Source organism: Priestia aryabhattai B8W22, assembly GCF_000956595.1.
GTDB classification, from domain to species: Bacteria; Bacillota; Bacilli; order Bacillales; family Bacillaceae_H; genus Priestia; species Priestia aryabhattai.
Window position 1 is genome coordinate 34,436 of sequence record NZ_JYOO01000037.1, and the last position, 14,164, is coordinate 48,599.

17 protein-coding genes are annotated in these 14,164 nt (G+C 36.7%); 12 read left to right on the forward strand and 5 right to left on the reverse strand.

The features are described from left to right. Nucleotides 1–56: 56 nt before the first annotated feature. The 5 genes from N178_RS26815 to N178_RS21995 all read left to right on the forward strand — a co-directional run bounded on the left by N178_RS26815 (nt 57) and on the right by N178_RS21995 (nt 3,989). Complete coding sequence (locus tag N178_RS26815) at nt 57–215, forward strand: hypothetical protein (protein ID WP_160297369.1); 159 nt, start codon at nt 57–59, stop codon at nt 213–215. Between the two features lie 366 nt (nt 216–581). Further along, the gene (locus N178_RS21980; RefSeq protein ID WP_045294887.1) at nt 582–1,553 is read left to right on the forward strand and encodes an extracellular catalytic domain type 1 short-chain-length polyhydroxyalkanoate depolymerase; all 972 of its coding nucleotides are present in this window, start codon (nt 582–584) and stop codon (nt 1,551–1,553) included. Between the two features lie 339 nt (nt 1,554–1,892). Beyond that, entirely contained in the window at nt 1,893–2,312 is a 420-nt protein-coding gene (locus N178_RS21985) for a CBS domain-containing protein (RefSeq protein ID WP_045294889.1), read from the forward strand. A 243-nt stretch (nt 2,313–2,555) separates the two neighbouring features. Next, complete coding sequence (locus N178_RS21990) at nt 2,556–2,978, forward strand: hypothetical protein (protein WP_045294891.1); 423 nt, start codon at nt 2,556–2,558, stop codon at nt 2,976–2,978. Nucleotides 2,979–3,035: 57 nt separating this feature from the next. Beyond that, nucleotides 3,036–3,989 (forward strand): sporulation protein, encoded by a 954-nt coding sequence (locus tag N178_RS21995; protein ID WP_045294892.1) that lies wholly within the window; start codon nt 3,036–3,038, stop codon nt 3,987–3,989. 29 nt (nt 3,990–4,018) lie between these two features. Here the strand turns inward: N178_RS21995 and N178_RS22000 are convergent, their stop codons facing one another. Continuing rightward, nucleotides 4,019–5,344, reverse strand: coding sequence for a hemolysin family protein (locus tag N178_RS22000; RefSeq protein WP_045294894.1), 1,326 nt, complete (start codon nt 5,342–5,344; stop codon nt 4,019–4,021). A 555-nt stretch (nt 5,345–5,899) separates the two neighbouring features. Then, entirely contained in the window at nt 5,900–6,532 is a 633-nt protein-coding gene (locus N178_RS22005) for a spore coat protein (protein WP_045294896.1), read from the reverse strand. 208 nt (nt 6,533–6,740) lie between these two features. Between N178_RS22005 and N178_RS22010 the strand changes: the two genes are divergently transcribed. Further along, a complete protein-coding gene (locus N178_RS22010) occupies nt 6,741–7,292 on the forward strand; it encodes a hypothetical protein (RefSeq protein ID WP_045294898.1) in 552 nt (183 codons plus the stop codon). A gap of 22 nt (nt 7,293–7,314) precedes the next feature. On the opposite strand, the gene N178_RS22015 is transcribed toward N178_RS22010, so the two are convergent. Next, nucleotides 7,315–7,767, reverse strand: a complete 453-nt coding sequence (locus N178_RS22015) for a Dps family protein (protein WP_045294899.1) — start codon at nt 7,765–7,767, stop codon at nt 7,315–7,317. Between the two features lie 192 nt (nt 7,768–7,959). On the opposite strand from N178_RS22015, the gene N178_RS22020 reads away from it, so the two are divergent. The 3 genes from N178_RS22020 to N178_RS22025 all read left to right on the forward strand — a co-directional run bounded on the left by N178_RS22020 (nt 7,960) and on the right by N178_RS22025 (nt 9,766). Further along, nucleotides 7,960–8,241, forward strand: a complete 282-nt coding sequence (locus N178_RS22020) for a Fe-S cluster assembly protein HesB (RefSeq protein ID WP_045294901.1) — start codon at nt 7,960–7,962, stop codon at nt 8,239–8,241. A 93-nt stretch (nt 8,242–8,334) separates the two neighbouring features. Then, nucleotides 8,335–8,508 carry a hypothetical protein gene (locus N178_RS27245; RefSeq protein WP_013057683.1) on the forward strand — a complete coding sequence of 58 codons (174 nt, stop codon included), beginning with the start codon at nt 8,335–8,337 and terminating at the stop codon, nt 8,506–8,508. Nucleotides 8,509–9,064: 556 nt separating this feature from the next. Further along, nucleotides 9,065–9,766 (forward strand): poly-gamma-glutamate hydrolase family protein, encoded by a 702-nt coding sequence (locus N178_RS22025; RefSeq protein WP_045294903.1) that lies wholly within the window; start codon nt 9,065–9,067, stop codon nt 9,764–9,766. A 51-nt stretch (nt 9,767–9,817) separates the two neighbouring features. Here the strand turns inward: N178_RS22025 and N178_RS22030 are convergent, their stop codons facing one another. Then, nucleotides 9,818–10,087, reverse strand: coding sequence for a CPCC family cysteine-rich protein (locus tag N178_RS22030; RefSeq protein ID WP_045294904.1), 270 nt, complete (start codon nt 10,085–10,087; stop codon nt 9,818–9,820). Between the two features lie 360 nt (nt 10,088–10,447). On the opposite strand from N178_RS22030, the gene N178_RS22035 reads away from it, so the two are divergent. Then, complete coding sequence (locus tag N178_RS22035; protein WP_237758572.1) at nt 10,448–10,936, forward strand: copper resistance CopC family protein; 489 nt, start codon at nt 10,448–10,450, stop codon at nt 10,934–10,936. A 4-nt stretch (nt 10,937–10,940) separates the two neighbouring features. Continuing rightward, a complete protein-coding gene (locus N178_RS22040; RefSeq protein ID WP_237758573.1) occupies nt 10,941–12,002 on the forward strand; it encodes a copper resistance D family protein in 1,062 nt (353 codons plus the stop codon). Nucleotides 12,003–12,033: 31 nt separating this feature from the next. On the opposite strand, the gene N178_RS22045 is transcribed toward N178_RS22040, so the two are convergent. After that, on the reverse strand, nt 12,034–12,222 hold the full coding sequence (locus N178_RS22045) for a hypothetical protein (protein WP_045294907.1): 189 nt from the start codon (nt 12,220–12,222) through the stop codon (nt 12,034–12,036). Between the two features lie 202 nt (nt 12,223–12,424). On the opposite strand from N178_RS22045, the gene N178_RS22050 reads away from it, so the two are divergent. Further along, nucleotides 12,425–14,152 (forward strand): ABC transporter ATP-binding protein, encoded by a 1,728-nt coding sequence (locus N178_RS22050; protein ID WP_045294908.1) that lies wholly within the window; start codon nt 12,425–12,427, stop codon nt 14,150–14,152. Nucleotides 14,153–14,164: the final 12 nt, after the last annotated feature.

Genomic DNA, 14,164 nt, shown 5'->3' on the forward strand with positions numbered 1-14,164 from the left:
TCTACTCTAATAGCATCTCTTTGCTATACCTATTTAAACAAAAGGAGGAGAAAAGAGTGATTACAATCAGCCTTTGTATGATTGTCGCGAACGAAGAAGAAGTTAAACCAAAACATTTGCTCTTCAAGATTCTTCTTTTTCAACATGGCTTCCGCATCTGCACTTTGCCATTTGCTTTGATAGAATTGGTGAATAAAAAGCAGAACATGAAATAATAAAGGTTACAGATTTAAACATGCAGAGCAATAAATTCATATAAATGATAGGGAGCATCATATAATAAAAGTATAGATGCTTAATTCGGCAAAAGGTATTTAAATATCAAGGTCCAAATAAAAGGGCAAACGGCATGTTTGTCCTTTTTTCATGATTATAGTGACAATTTTCATATATAGTAATAAAGTATATATATAGCAAAAAAATCCCAATTTTAAAGAATATAAAAAACGGCTTAAAACCAAAACAAGTTGTACTCTTAGAGTATGTAGCACGTGCAAAAAAACGAAATAATATGTAGTATTGTAATACAGGACGTAATTGGGAAGAAAAATGTAAACGTTGACAAAAAGAGGAGGGGTACCATGTTGGGTTCACTACCTAATGTTATAAATACGTCAACGCTCGTGTCTTCAAGTGAACAACAAGAAGCGTCATCTGAATCATTTAAAACATATACTCATAAAGGAAAAAAATTCAAGGTTTATTTACCTAAATCCTATCATATTTTAAAATCTTACCCACTAATGGTTATGCTGCATGGATGTACACAAAATGCAGATGATTTTGCGATAGGCACGCAAATGAACGAGCTCGCCGACGAAAAGGAATTTATTGTCGTATATCCACAGCAGTCTTCTAACTCAAATATGAATAAGTGCTGGAACTGGTTTGAACCGCTTCATCAAATTAGAGGATTTGGCGAGCCAGCTATTATTGCAGGGATTGTAAAAAAAGTCCAAAACATGCACTTTATTCAGAAAAATAAAGTGTTTATTGCCGGTCTGTCAGCAGGAGGAGCCATGAGCATCGTTATGGGGGTAACGTATCCAGAACTGTTTGCTGGAATAGGTGTGTCAGCAGGTATCGAATATCAGGCGGCTCTCAACGTATTTAATGCGTATTCCGTCATGGCCAGTAAAGGTCCTTCCCCCGTTAAACAAGGAAGAATTGCTTATCAGCAAATGGGAAAACGGGCAAAGCCACTGCCGCTCATTGTATTTCATGGTAACGCCGATTCGACGGTAAATGTAGCCAATGCAGATCAAGTGGTTCACCAGTGGATTACAACGAATAATCTTGCTTATAACGGAAAAATAGATGGATGGATTCAGAATAGCCCGGTTAAAACGAGAGAGGAAAAAATTCTCTTTGGACGGGATTATACAACATATCGCTACGAAAGCAGTAAGGGAGAATTGGCTATTGATAAATATATTATCAATGGAATGGGGCATGCATGGTCAGGAGGGAATTCAGCGGGCAGCTATACGGATCCTAAAGGCCCCAATGCTAGCCGAATCATGTGGGATTTTTTCATGAGTCAAAAAGTATAAACAGAGCATATAATGAGGTTCAGTTGCGTTCTTATCGCAGAGAAGAAGAGCTGAAAGTAGCTCTTCCGGCCCTTATTAGTATAAAGAAGCAGCTGCAGGAGCAATCATTTTAACTAGACGGTTTTTTCTAAAAATTAGGATTTGATTATTTAGAAAACGGGTACTGTAATAAAGAAATATGAAGCCAAAATTACATAGCTTAGGATTGACAGCTTATAGTTGTAAATGTAAGATAACTGCGAGCTGCATTTTGTATGATTAAAACATTAAAATAAGCCGAAAACTGAACAAATAAATAGAAATTGAAAGATGAGCGGGTAAGGAAAAGGAGATTAAAAAATGAATATTGCATTTTTCTTAGTACCAAAAAGTGATGTTGTAACATTAAATATTCAATCTACATTAAGACAGGCTCTTGAAAAAATGGAGTATCATCGCTATTCTACAGTTCCGCTGGTTGACGATGATGGTAAATATGTGGGCGTTCTTACTGAAGGAGATCTTCTTTGGAAGTTAAAAAGCCTAGGAGACTATCGCTTTCAAGATACGGAAAATATTAAATTAACAGAGATTGACCGCTATCAAGATTATAACCCAGTTGCTATATATGATGAAGTTCAAAACATCCTTTCAAAGGCAATTGACCAAAACTTTGTGCCTGTAACGGATGATCAAGACGTATTTATTGGAATTGTGAGAAGAAGAGAAATTCTAGAGTTTTATGCAGAAAGCGCAAGCAAAGTGAAAAATCAAATATAAAAAGCCGTCTCTAGATGGCTTTTTTTCTTGTCTTATCTCCCCCGTACATATTCCTAAAAACAGGCGTAGGTCATGGCCCACAGCAATGCACTTCCTTGTACTAGTTTACATAATCTATTTATATATAGGTATAAAATTGCCTATATAAATCTTATTTATAGATAAGGATGGTTTATGTGAGTTACAACAACAAAAAGAAGTGTTGCTGGTGTTCTAATCAGTATTATTACAAAACTTCTGGTTATGATCCAAGAAGTAGCCACGAAGGAAAATGCTGTCATAACGATTATAAGCATAACGATCATTGTCCTAAACATGATGATGATCATCGTTCAGGTCATAAAAAATGTCATCATGGCGGGGGTCACGGTAGCGATCATGGCGGTAACCACGGTGGGGGTCATGGCGGCAACCACGGCGGGAGTCATGGCGGCAACCACGGCGGGAGTCATGGCGGCAACCACGGCGGGAGTCATGGCGGCAACCACGATGGAGGGCATCACGATGGTAACCACAGTGGCGGACATCACGGCGGACATCACGACGGTTGTAAAAAACGTCATTGCTGCAAAAGACGTAACTGCTGCTGGGGCTGGGTTTTTTAATACCGGAGCTTTGAAGCAACAGAAAGAACTCAAGAAATTGAGTTCTTTTTTTGTAAGTTGAAACTTATAAACGGTATACTTCGTATATATAGTAAGAGCATTTTGGAGGAGGAAAAAAATGTTTAAAAAAATGTTTGCTAAAATTGGAGTTGGAGCTGCCAAAGTGGATTTACGATTAAATGAAACGGCTTATACGCTCGGTCATGTAATTGAAGGAGCTATTGTCATTCAAGGTGGAAACGTTCAGCAACATATTAATTTAATTGATGTTGAATTTTGGCTTGAAGTTCAAATGAAAAGCGGTCAAATGCATACACACCGTGTGGAAAGCCTGCGCGCAGCTTCTTCATTTACAATTAATGAGGGAGAGAAAAAGGAAATTCCATTTACATATCATTTACCTTTGGATCTTCCAATCTCTGCGAGCAACGTTAGCTATTTCTTTAAGACACACTTAGATATTGAAGGGGGAGTTGACTCAACAGACCGGGACCCTGTGCGCATTAAAGCTCCAACAAGCTTATATCAGCTAGTAGAGGGATTTGAAGCACTTGGGTTTAGAGAAAAACATCATTCAGGAAAATTTAACGGATACAAACAAGAATTTGCATTTTTTCCTACAGACTTCTTAAAGGGGTATGTAAATGAGGTTGAGTTTGAGGTAGCTATTGAACGAGAAGGTATCCGAGTGCTATTGGAGCTAGATTTACCTTCTTTCGGCCGAGAGAGGGAAATAAAAAACGAACTCTTTTTTACCAATGATGAACTCAGCCATCCATCCACTATCGCTCGTTTGCTGGAAGAAGCGATGGAAGAGATGATGGAAAATCCTCGAGACTATGAGTATTATAAGCCTTCTCACTATGATCAGCATTCACACCACCCACGTATGAGCGGGTTAGGAGGAGCAATGGGAGGCTTTGCAGCCGGTATGTTAGGAGGGCTTCTCATTGAGAATTTGATGGATGATATGTTTGAAGACTCGGCGCTTGGTGAAATCGGAGAAGATATTGAAGAAGCCGGGGAGGATCTGTTGGATGGAGATTTTTTTGATGGAGGAGACGATTGGTAAAAGGGATTTTGAATAAATAAAAAGGATGATTAATGATGATCATCCTTTTTTTCTTTCTTCTTTCTTTTTTTTACTTCTATATACTTAATGTGAAAATCTTCTATAATCAAAACTTTAAAGTAAAATTGCTCATGCTGAATAATATCATTTTTGGCCACATCAAACTTTTCGGTTAACACCCACCCGGCAATGGTATCTACTTCTTCGTCGCTAATATCCGTGCCTAGTAAATCATTTACTTGGCTAATGAGCATTTTTCCGTCAAGAATATAATGATCGTCTTTAATTTTTTGTACATAAGGAATTTCGTCTGTGTCAAACTCATCTCGAATTTCTCCCACAATTTCTTCAATAATGTCTTCTACTGTGACAAGCCCTGCGGTTCCACCATACTCATCAAAAAGAATAGCCATTTGAATGCGTTCTTTTTGCATCTTTACAAGCAAGTCATGAATAGGTACGGTTTCAATTACTTTAAAAATAGGCTTGACATACGATTCTAACGTATTGGTACCGTCTTTTTCGTTGAATACAATATCATTATAAATTTCTTTAATATTAACGAGACCGATTACTTTATCTTTATCCCCATCTTCAACAATTGGATAGCGCGTATATTTTTCGACATTTGCGATTTGCAAGAAAACCTCTACGACGTCGTCTTTGGAAGCACTCACAATTTCTGTACGAGGGACCATTACTTCTCTAGCTAAACGATCATCAAAATCAAAAATTTTGCTCATATATCGATATTCGGATTGATTGATTTCACCGCCTTCAAAGCTCTCAGATAACAAAATACGAAGCTCTTCTTCACTATGAGCAGCTTCATTTTCTGAAATCATCGTTATACCAAAAAACTTGGTCAACATACGAGCTGAGCCGTTTAATATTTTAATGAACGGATACATCAGTTTGTAAAACACGATAATCGGTTTTGCAAAGTTCAGCGTAATTTGTTCAGCCATTTGAATAGCAAACGTTTTAGGAGCTAATTCTCCTAAGACAACATGTAAAAAAGTAATAACAACAAATGCAATGACAAAAGATAAAATACCAGCAAGCGGCTCATTCATATGGAAGGTAGTAAAAAGAGGGTGAAGCAGCCGATCTAGCGTCGGTTCACCAAGCCAACCAAGCCCGAGAGCCGTGATGGTGATACCAAGCTGACAAGCGGATAGATATTCATCTAGATGTGTAATAACATGTTTGGCAGAGACGGCTTTTTTATTTCCTTCTTCTAGAAGCTGATTGATTTTTGAACTCCTTACTTTTACAATAGCGAATTCTGTGGCTACAAAAAAAGCAGTTAATGCAATTAAAACTGCGACTAATAGTAATTTTACGGCGATCATTAAAGTCACCACCTTGTATGTAAATGTATATCTTAAGTGTTAGCCAAAGTGGAGAAAACATGTATTAAATCGGGAAAAGAAAAACGCACATAAAAAAACTGCTTCTATCTTTAAAAAGAAAAAGAAGCAGTTTATTATGTTACATGTTCATTTAGGGGAATTAATCTTAACTTTACCATCATGGTCTATCACATATCGGTTCTACAGTTCAACTGACTTTTAGCAAACGTACTGCGAGCGTGTTATGACACCTCCTTTAACTGTAATCCGAGTATATATGATGCATCTCTCACTCCTTTCTATTAGTTAACTGTATTATAATACATAATTAATCAAAATACTACAAATATTCAGAAAATAATTCAAAATGCATAGTTTTTTGTCATTTTCTGAAATATATGCGCAAAAGAGATGGAGACACAACTATATCAATCGAATCTAAAGAGGAACCTACATTCACCATACCAATAAAGAAATCCGAATGAGTTTGATTAAGAATCAAATTCATTCGGACCTTCTTTTAACTAAGATACGTTTGTCTCATCCTCTTTTTAATTAATGCAGCTTATGGCTATTAGGCATCTGAGGAGAAGCAGCAGCTTTTGCAAAACTTGTGATCATTTGCTGCATATCTTCTTTTGCAAGCTGCGGCACTTGATAATAATGGTGTTTGTTTTGATAAAGAGAAATTTCATAAGCCATTTCAATCCAATTAGGAACACTGTCTCCGAATATTCGGCGAACAACAGGATTTGTTATTTCTAAAGCGGTCATGGTTAGAAGAGATGCTTGAGACTTGACTAGACCCAGCATATGACCTGAAATTCCTTTTTCATTAATTTCCTCAACGGACTGATTCGGCTTTTTAGGCTGCGAAGGCTTTAAGCCATAGACAAAGGTATGAGACTGCTTCATGTTATATACATGTGTAGAACCGGCCGGCTTTTGACCAGTAGAAAAAGCTTCTACGATTAAATTATATTCATTTAAAATAAACTGATATTGCCGATCAATAATATCAAGCAGCTCTTGTTCTTTTACATATTGCCTAAACATCATAAACTGATCCATTACATTAATCGAGCCGGCAAGTGTTTCATGAACGTCAAATAGTTCATGTCCTCCATGGTTCAATTGGGGGGGTACAGCTCCAGTTTGCATGTTTGTAGGAATTTCGTGATTATTCATACTAAGTCCTCCTTAAAATCGGTATCGACTATAGTCTTTAAACTTCTTCAAGTTTTATACTCAAACTTGATTTATTCATAAAATGTTGCTCTACATAATTTAATTTACCTCTAGTTAGTTAATTAAAGGGTAAAAATGAAAGGGTTTTATAAAAAAAAAGCGAATATCAATAACAATTCACGATCTATAGATAGGGGAATCAAAAAACATGAATGAGCTGCTGTCATACTCAAGTGAATTAAAATATGAAGCAAATCAACTGGTGGTATCCAACCGTTTATTTAATTTGTTAAGAGAATACGGTTGCCCGCTCTCAGGGGAGAGTTTGGAGTTAAATGTCATGACAAATCGCATCATTAATTTTTACGTAGGAAATGATGAAATGGATGAAGAATCTATTTTTCACATGGGGTATCAGCTTACAAAGCGTTTTCAACCTTATAAGATGATATTTGCTAATGAAAAAGATAAGTATCAGTGGAGTGTGTATATGATTCAGCAGGGTGAAGAGTGGAAGCTTGATATTTCCGTGCTTCCAGAAAATATCGTGAAGGCCAAAGTTGAGAAACAAGAATTATTAAAATCACTTCTCACCGAAAAGAAGCGGGAATGTATTTTATTTTTCAAGCAGCAAAGCGGATATAATCGCTACTATACGAGTGACCATGTGTATAAGGCTGTGCTAGAAGATGACATTCACGATGATATGTCTTTTTTTATGTGGCTGCAAAAACAAAAAAAAGGAAATCAACAAACGTAAAAAAGAGCCGGTTAGGCTCTTTTTATGCATTTACAGATGTTTTTACAGGTAAAGCAGCTTTTAGCATCCAAATATGTTTTTCAATGTTGCCAATTGTTCCAATGAATAAGTCAGCTGTTACGTGATCATGTGCTGCTTCAGCTTTTTCAACTGCATTTTTTAGGTTCTTAACAAGTAGCGTATAGTCATTAATTAAGGTTTCTACCATTTCTTCACTCGTTTGCTCATTTCCATCTTCAGAAAGAGTAGCTGCTTGCAAAAATTGCTTCATCGTAGCAATTGGGCTTCCTCCAATGGCTAATAATCGTTCTGCATATTCATCTATATAGTCCGCCGTCTCATTATAGAATTCTTCAAATTTTTCATGAAGCGTAAAAAATTGAGGCCCTTTTACATACCAGTGAAAGCGATGTAGCTTCGTATATAATACGTTAAAATCGGCAATTTGTTGGTTCAATACGTTTTCTAAATTCATAGTTAATAGCCTCCTAATGAGTTGTTGTTATCTTATGTTTATATTATATCAAATATCAAATTAAAATCAATACTTATTTATAATAATTATTAAATAATAATAAGGATGCTTTTGAATTGCAGTTATTCTCTTTAAAAGTTTTAAAGATATGATAGGATAGAGCAAGAGTATTGAAAGGAAGAAGGGTTAGTCATGCATATTACACCAGAAGCAAAACAATTAATTAACAATATACTTGAAGAGCAGGAGATAACAGGAATTCGCTTGTATTTCAAAGGAATTAGCTGTGAAATACCTAATATTGGGTTAGCTTTTGAAGAACCTTTTGAAAATGATGAAATGTATGAAGTCGACGGAGTACAAGTAGCAATGGAGGCTTCTATTGTGCCTTATACAAATGAATTAATGTTAGATGTTCATACAACGCCGTACGGTCCAGGTTTAGCATTAGTTGGGGCTAAAGAAGCTAAGTAAAAAATTTATGTAAGAGAAGCTAACAGGTTTGTTGTTTGTTTTGGTAAACCTTGGTTTACTTAATTCAAACGTTAGTGAAATGGAGGGGGACCTATGCTTCTTTCTCATCATGTAACGGTTGAACAGAGACAGCAAATCAAACGCTTTAAGCAGCAAATACAAGACGCAAAAACGCTAGACGAGCGCCGTTTGTATCAAGCCCAGCTAAATAAATTTGTTGAGCGCCTATTTATTGAGAATCGCTTGCAGCGCAGCGGCGAACAATAAAAAACACCTAGAAAAGAAGCCTTCAAAAGAAGGTTTCTTTTTTTTTAGTAGATTATTATACTTTTACACCTTGTAATTATTCATTTTCTTATATATCGCCCTTTATCTACTTAAAATCCGGTTTTCTGTATGAATATAGCACTAAAAACGTGTAAGTCACTATTAAATGAAAGCGCTTTCTGATATAGTAAAGGTATAGAATTGTACTTGTTCACCTACAATGTTCATAAGGAGTGGTTTGTATGATTGAAAGAGGAAACTTCTTAATTGGTTTAGCGTGGGGAACATCTTTGAGCATACCTTTATGGATCGCCTTCTTTGGCTGGATAAAATTAGTTTGGCGCTTGCTTTAAATAAATAAAAACAAAAAAAGTAAAAAAACTTCAGTGAATATGCGCTGAAGTTTTTTTAAATAGCATAAATAGGTATTAGGAACTATTTAATAAAGTATAATTTGTAACGATAAGTAAATAAGACTACTATAAATATTATTTTTGGATTTTTTAGGATTCTAATGTTTTAGGTCTTATTACACAATGGAAAGAAGGAGTACAAATTGAAAAGCTATCGTTTAGTAAGTTTCTCTACCTTATGTATCTGTCTATTCGTTTTATTCATTTCACCTTTTCAAGACACGTCTAGTGCATCAACTGATAAATATCAAAATTTCAAGCAGCTCTCACAGCACGAGTCTTCAGCTAGCTATAAAGTGACGACCAAAGAAACGAAAAGTCCTGCCCTTATCTTTGCTCCACACGGTGGAGGAATTGAAGGAGGGACAAGCGAAATTGCTCAAGAGCTTGGCAAACAAAATGCTCTCTACCTATTCGAATCGTTAAAATCGAAAGGCTCGCGAGATCTGCACATCACAAGCACTCATTTTGATGAGCCTACAGCGCGTAAGATGGTAAGCAAGTATGATAATGTTTTATCTCTTCACGGGTATTCTGGGAATAAAAAATATATTTTTGTAGGGGGAACTGATCGGGAACGTGCAAAAAAATTAACGCAATTATTAAATCAAAATGGATTTCCGGCGGAACTTATCACAAAAGGGCACGATGAGATTGCAGGCATTAACCCTAAAAATATTGCAAATAAAAATCGTACCGGTAAAAGTATTCAATTAGAGATTAGCCAACCGCTGCGAAGTGCCATGTTTCATTCATTCACTTCAAAAGGAAGAGCTTCATCTAAAACTCAAACTTTTTATAGGTTTACAAATGTACTTTCTACATTTGTTTCCACTTCTTACTGAATCAAAAAAAGAATGCTTTCGCAAGCATTCTTTTTTCATAAACTAGTTTCGCTACTCCTGACTTATAATTGGTTTCCAGTTGAAATCTTTTACATCTTGAACAGAAGGCTTTCTCACGTGCTGTAAGCTTTCTTTATTACATGCTCCATAAACTATAAAATTTTGCTGAGCTTCTATTAAAGAAATAGAGTTGGCTCCTAGCTCATTGGCATTCAGCTTTTGATACGGATCGTCTTCCCAAAAACATATCTCACAAATATCATAGTCACCATCACTGTCTAATGATTGATAACCACAGCAAGGGCATGTATACTTTTTCATTGTTCCTATCCTTTCTGTATGAGATTTTAAGCTAGAAAAAAGTCAGCCATCTTATTTAACTATTTTACTATATTCAAAGGTGGTCTGAAAGAATATTCAAAAAAATACACCAGCATATTTCCTAGGATTTGTGAACATTTTATAACGAATTGGTGATAGTTATTGTGAGAATGAGTAAAAAAGGAGTACACTTACTAGGAAAATAGATCGTGTTCGGAAACGTCTACATAAAAGCATTTTTGGATATGATGAATGAAAAAAGAAAAAAGAGATAGGGAGTTACAAATATAGAAAAAAATAATAGGTTTACTTTTAGCATGCTTTTTAGCTGTCCCGACAGCTAGTTTTGCTCATACACATGTGCAAACAACAGTACCGGAAAATGGTGCAACTGTTACAGCTCCCCTAAAAGAAATTAAATTAACCTTTGAAACACCCATTGAGAAAATTAGTACAATGACCGTTGCAAAAGATGGACAAAACCTTTCACTTGCTTCGCAAAAAGTAGAGGGTCATGATTTAATAGCTTCTGTGGATCAGCCTCTTGAAAACGGATCTTACGCAGTGAACTGGGAAATTGTAGGGGAAGATGGGCATGTAATAAAAGATTCGATTGCTTTTAAAGTAGATGTGAAAGATGAAGCGAAAGAAGAGAATACTCAAGCAGCCGGAAAAGATAGTGAAAAAAAGCAAGGCGCCACGCAATCCGAACAACACCAAAAAAGTGCAGTAGCAAATGATGAAAAAACAGAGAACAATGATTCTTCATCGTTTTTTGTTGTCATGATTATTGCTATTGTAGTGGTGGTTGGAGCATTACTCTTAATCTTCAGAAAGAAAAAGGCTTAAAAAGATGAGTGTTTTGTTGCCTGTTTTTGAGTGGTTCACATACGTAGCTCTTTCCTTATTATTAGGATTTGTCGTACTGCAATATGTGCCACTTACAAAAAAGCCAACAATTTTATTATCAAAGCGATGGCTACTTGCAAGTGCAGCGGCTGTCGCTATTTTTTCGGTTGGAAATTCGCTTGAGATTATTTTATCTTTTTCAAAAATAAGAGGGTTAGGTGAAACAGTTCGTCTTGTATTATTGGAAACAAGAACGGGACACGCCTGGATCTTTGTTGTACTGATTGCTATTTTATGTATGGTTGCTGTTTCAATAGAGAGCCACCCTCATATGTATACATTACTGACTGTAGCCTTGGTGGGAGGAATCGCCTACGCAAGTCACGCAGCATCCGCTTCTGCGCTTAGCGGGATGCTTTCTCATTCCCTTCATATTTTAGCAGTTGGACTGTGGGGAGGGGTAGTTCTGATTGTTGCCGCTTTTTCAAAAGAAACCTCCAATTGGAAAAGTTTCTTAAGCTGGTTTACTCCTTTTGCAATCGCTTGTTTTGTGCTTCTTTCATTAAGTGGATTCATTTCGATGGTCATTATTATGGGGCTGTCCAACTATGTAAATTCATGGGCTACAGATTACGGGCAGTCTCTTTTACTAAAGCATATTACGATTATTCCACTGCTTGCATTTGCGGTCATCAATGGTTTTCTTATGAAAAAAGCGATAAAACATCCCGAATATAAGCCCGTGATGTGGATTCGAGCAGAAAGCATTATTTTGCTTATCATTTTTTTATTTACAGCTATCATGGTGACGCAATCGCCGCCAACTAATATAAGTCATATGACAATGGATTCATCGATTCTTCCGTTTATCTACGGGAAACAAGTGACGCTCCCTCTAACGTTTAACGTAACGGTTGTAGGAATTCTATTCTTATTTGTCGCACTGCTGTTTTTTGTGTATTTACTTATTTGTTTTTACAAAAAGACGGTATGGCTTAGCGTATTAAGTGCAGGTTTGTTTGTTTTTGCTTTTTATATTGCGATGATGACAAGTATTCAAGTCTAAAAACAGTGAGAAGTATCTCACTGTTTTTTTATTAGCCATTAAAAGCTGTGTTATCTCTCGGGCCTTTTCCCGGAGAAGGAGGCATCGGCATTTGAGAATTAGAAGTAGAGCCAGATCCGGATGTAGAGCTGCTTGAAGGTGATATATTTCCTGCATTTCCAAAAATAACGATACCACCAGAAATGGTTCCAATAGAAATAGATTTAATATAAACAGACATTCTTATTCAACCTCTCATCTAGTAAAAGAATTAAGTGTACCATAGTAGTATATGACCAGCTTGTCATTTTCGTATAGACGAGTTTGAAGAATAGGTAAAAGCTTAGAAGTTCAGGTTGAGGAAGGAAATAGTGTAAAATAAGATAGAACTTTGAAGGTAAAGTGTGTGTACCACCTATTAAAAGAAGCAGAAAGGAACTAAGATGAATACGCAAAAAGGAATTCATTTTTCATTTAAAAAATTATGGTTGCTAACGAATCCTCCGACGGGAAAGCTACTCATTTCGTTTATACTGGCCTTAATTAATACCGGAGCGTCTCTTTCTATTCCTCTTGTTATTAAAGAAGTGATGGAGAAAATTGCAGCGGGCGTCTCACCGCAGCTTATAGCAGGACTTCTTGGTTTATTTGCTGCTCAAATGGTAACAAGCGCAGTATCTCTTTATCTCCTTGCTCAAGTAGGGCAAGGTGTTGTAAAAGAACTTAGATTGAGAGTGTGGAACAAGCTCATAAAGCTTCCGGTTTCATTTTACGACCAAAATCGTTCAGGTGAAATGGTAAGCCGCATTACAAATGATACAACCATTGTGATGAATTTATTGTCAACAGAAATGATTGACTTTGTTAAAAATATTTTATCCATTATCGTTGCCGTTGTTATTTTATTGACGCTTGATGTACCCATGACGCTCATTTTATTAGCGGTTATTCCCGTTATGTTTGTACTGGTTATGCCGCTAGCGCGAAAAATACATAAAATTTCACGTGAGCAGCAGGATAAAATGTCCAAGCTTACGGCTTTTTTAGCTCAAATGCTGAGTGAAATCCGCTTGATTAAAGTATCCGGCTCAGAGAAAAAAGAAGTTGATTCCGGCTTACAATCGTTTCAATCACTCTACCTCTTCGGTGTAAAGAGAGCTAAAATTGAAGCCATCATTACCCCGATTATTAGCACGGTGATGACCGCTGTTATGATTGTCATCGTCGGGTTTGGTGCATATCGGGTGAGTGAGGGATTTATCACTGCAGGAGAGCTGGTGGCTTTTGTTCTTTACCTTTTTCAAATTATGGTTCCGGTTGGTTCACTTACCCGATTTGTTACGAGCTTTCAGCAAACCAAAGGAGCTTCCGAAAGAATCTTTGATATATTAGCTGAGAAAGAAGAGAACTATGAAAATGGAGAAGTGCTTGAACAGGTAGGGAGCTTAAGGTTCGATAAAGTTGCTTTTCAATATGAAGATAAACCCGTATTGCAGGAGGTTTCATTTTCTGCTAAAAAAGGAGAAGTTACCGCTTTTGTTGGACCTAGCGGAGCTGGAAAATCTACTGTTTTTTCGCTTATTGAACGCTTCTATGAGCCTTCATCGGGGTACATATTCTTGGATGGAACAGACAGTCAAAACGTCAACTTACGTTCGTGGCGTCACCTGTTTAGCTACGTTCAGCAGGATTCTCCGATTTTAGCAGGAACAATTCGAGAAAATCTCATTTACGGATTAGAGCGGCATGTGACGGATGAAGAAATAGAAGAAGCAGCGAAGTTAGCCAATGCTCATCATTTCATTCAGTCCTTTGAAGATCAATATGAAACAATGATTGGAGAAAGAGGTATTAATCTCTCAGGAGGACAGCGACAGCGTATTGCAATTGCCCGAGCGCTGTTACGCAATCCCCAGTTTTTACTACTAGACGAAGCGACAGCTAGCTTGGACTCCGAATCAGAAAAGCTTGTGCAAGAGTCATTGGAAACGGTAATGAAAGAACGCACATCACTCGTCATTGCCCATCGTCTATCTACGGTCATTAATGCGGACCAAATTGTTGTAATAGAAGAAGGGAAGGTTACAGGAAGCGGAACGCATAAAGAGCTGTTAGCCTCTCATTCTTTTTACCGGCGTTTGGTAGAGCAGCAGTTTCAAACATCCCTATAGAATAAACAAAAA

Coding starts and splice junctions, on each gene's coding strand:
- N178_RS21990 (WP_045294891.1), top strand. CDS start 2,556: ATGATCCAAGAAGTAGCCACGAAGGAAAATGCTGTCATAACGATTATA.
- N178_RS22005 (WP_045294896.1), bottom strand. CDS start 6,532: ATGAATAATCACGAAATTCCTACAAACATGCAAACTGGAGCTGTACCC.
- N178_RS27245 (WP_013057683.1), top strand. CDS start 8,335: ATGCTTCTTTCTCATCATGTAACGGTTGAACAGAGACAGCAAATCAAA.
- N178_RS22030 (WP_045294904.1), bottom strand. CDS start 10,087: ATGAAAAAGTATACATGCCCTTGCTGTGGTTATCAATCATTAGACAGT.
- N178_RS22020 (WP_045294901.1), top strand. CDS start 7,960: ATGCATATTACACCAGAAGCAAAACAATTAATTAACAATATACTTGAA.
- N178_RS21980 (WP_045294887.1), top strand. CDS start 582: ATGTTGGGTTCACTACCTAATGTTATAAATACGTCAACGCTCGTGTCT.
- N178_RS22050 (WP_045294908.1), top strand. CDS start 12,425: ATGAATACGCAAAAAGGAATTCATTTTTCATTTAAAAAATTATGGTTG.
- N178_RS22045 (WP_045294907.1), bottom strand. CDS start 12,222: ATGTCTGTTTATATTAAATCTATTTCTATTGGAACCATTTCTGGTGGT.
- N178_RS21995 (WP_045294892.1), top strand. CDS start 3,036: ATGTTTAAAAAAATGTTTGCTAAAATTGGAGTTGGAGCTGCCAAAGTG.
- N178_RS21985 (WP_045294889.1), top strand. CDS start 1,893: ATGAATATTGCATTTTTCTTAGTACCAAAAAGTGATGTTGTAACATTA.
- N178_RS22015 (WP_045294899.1), bottom strand. CDS start 7,767: ATGAATTTAGAAAACGTATTGAACCAACAAATTGCCGATTTTAACGTA.
- N178_RS22000 (WP_045294894.1), bottom strand. CDS start 5,344: ATGATCGCCGTAAAATTACTATTAGTCGCAGTTTTAATTGCATTAACT.
- N178_RS22040 (WP_237758573.1), top strand. CDS start 10,941: ATGAGTGTTTTGTTGCCTGTTTTTGAGTGGTTCACATACGTAGCTCTT.
- N178_RS22010 (WP_045294898.1), top strand. CDS start 6,741: ATGAATGAGCTGCTGTCATACTCAAGTGAATTAAAATATGAAGCAAAT.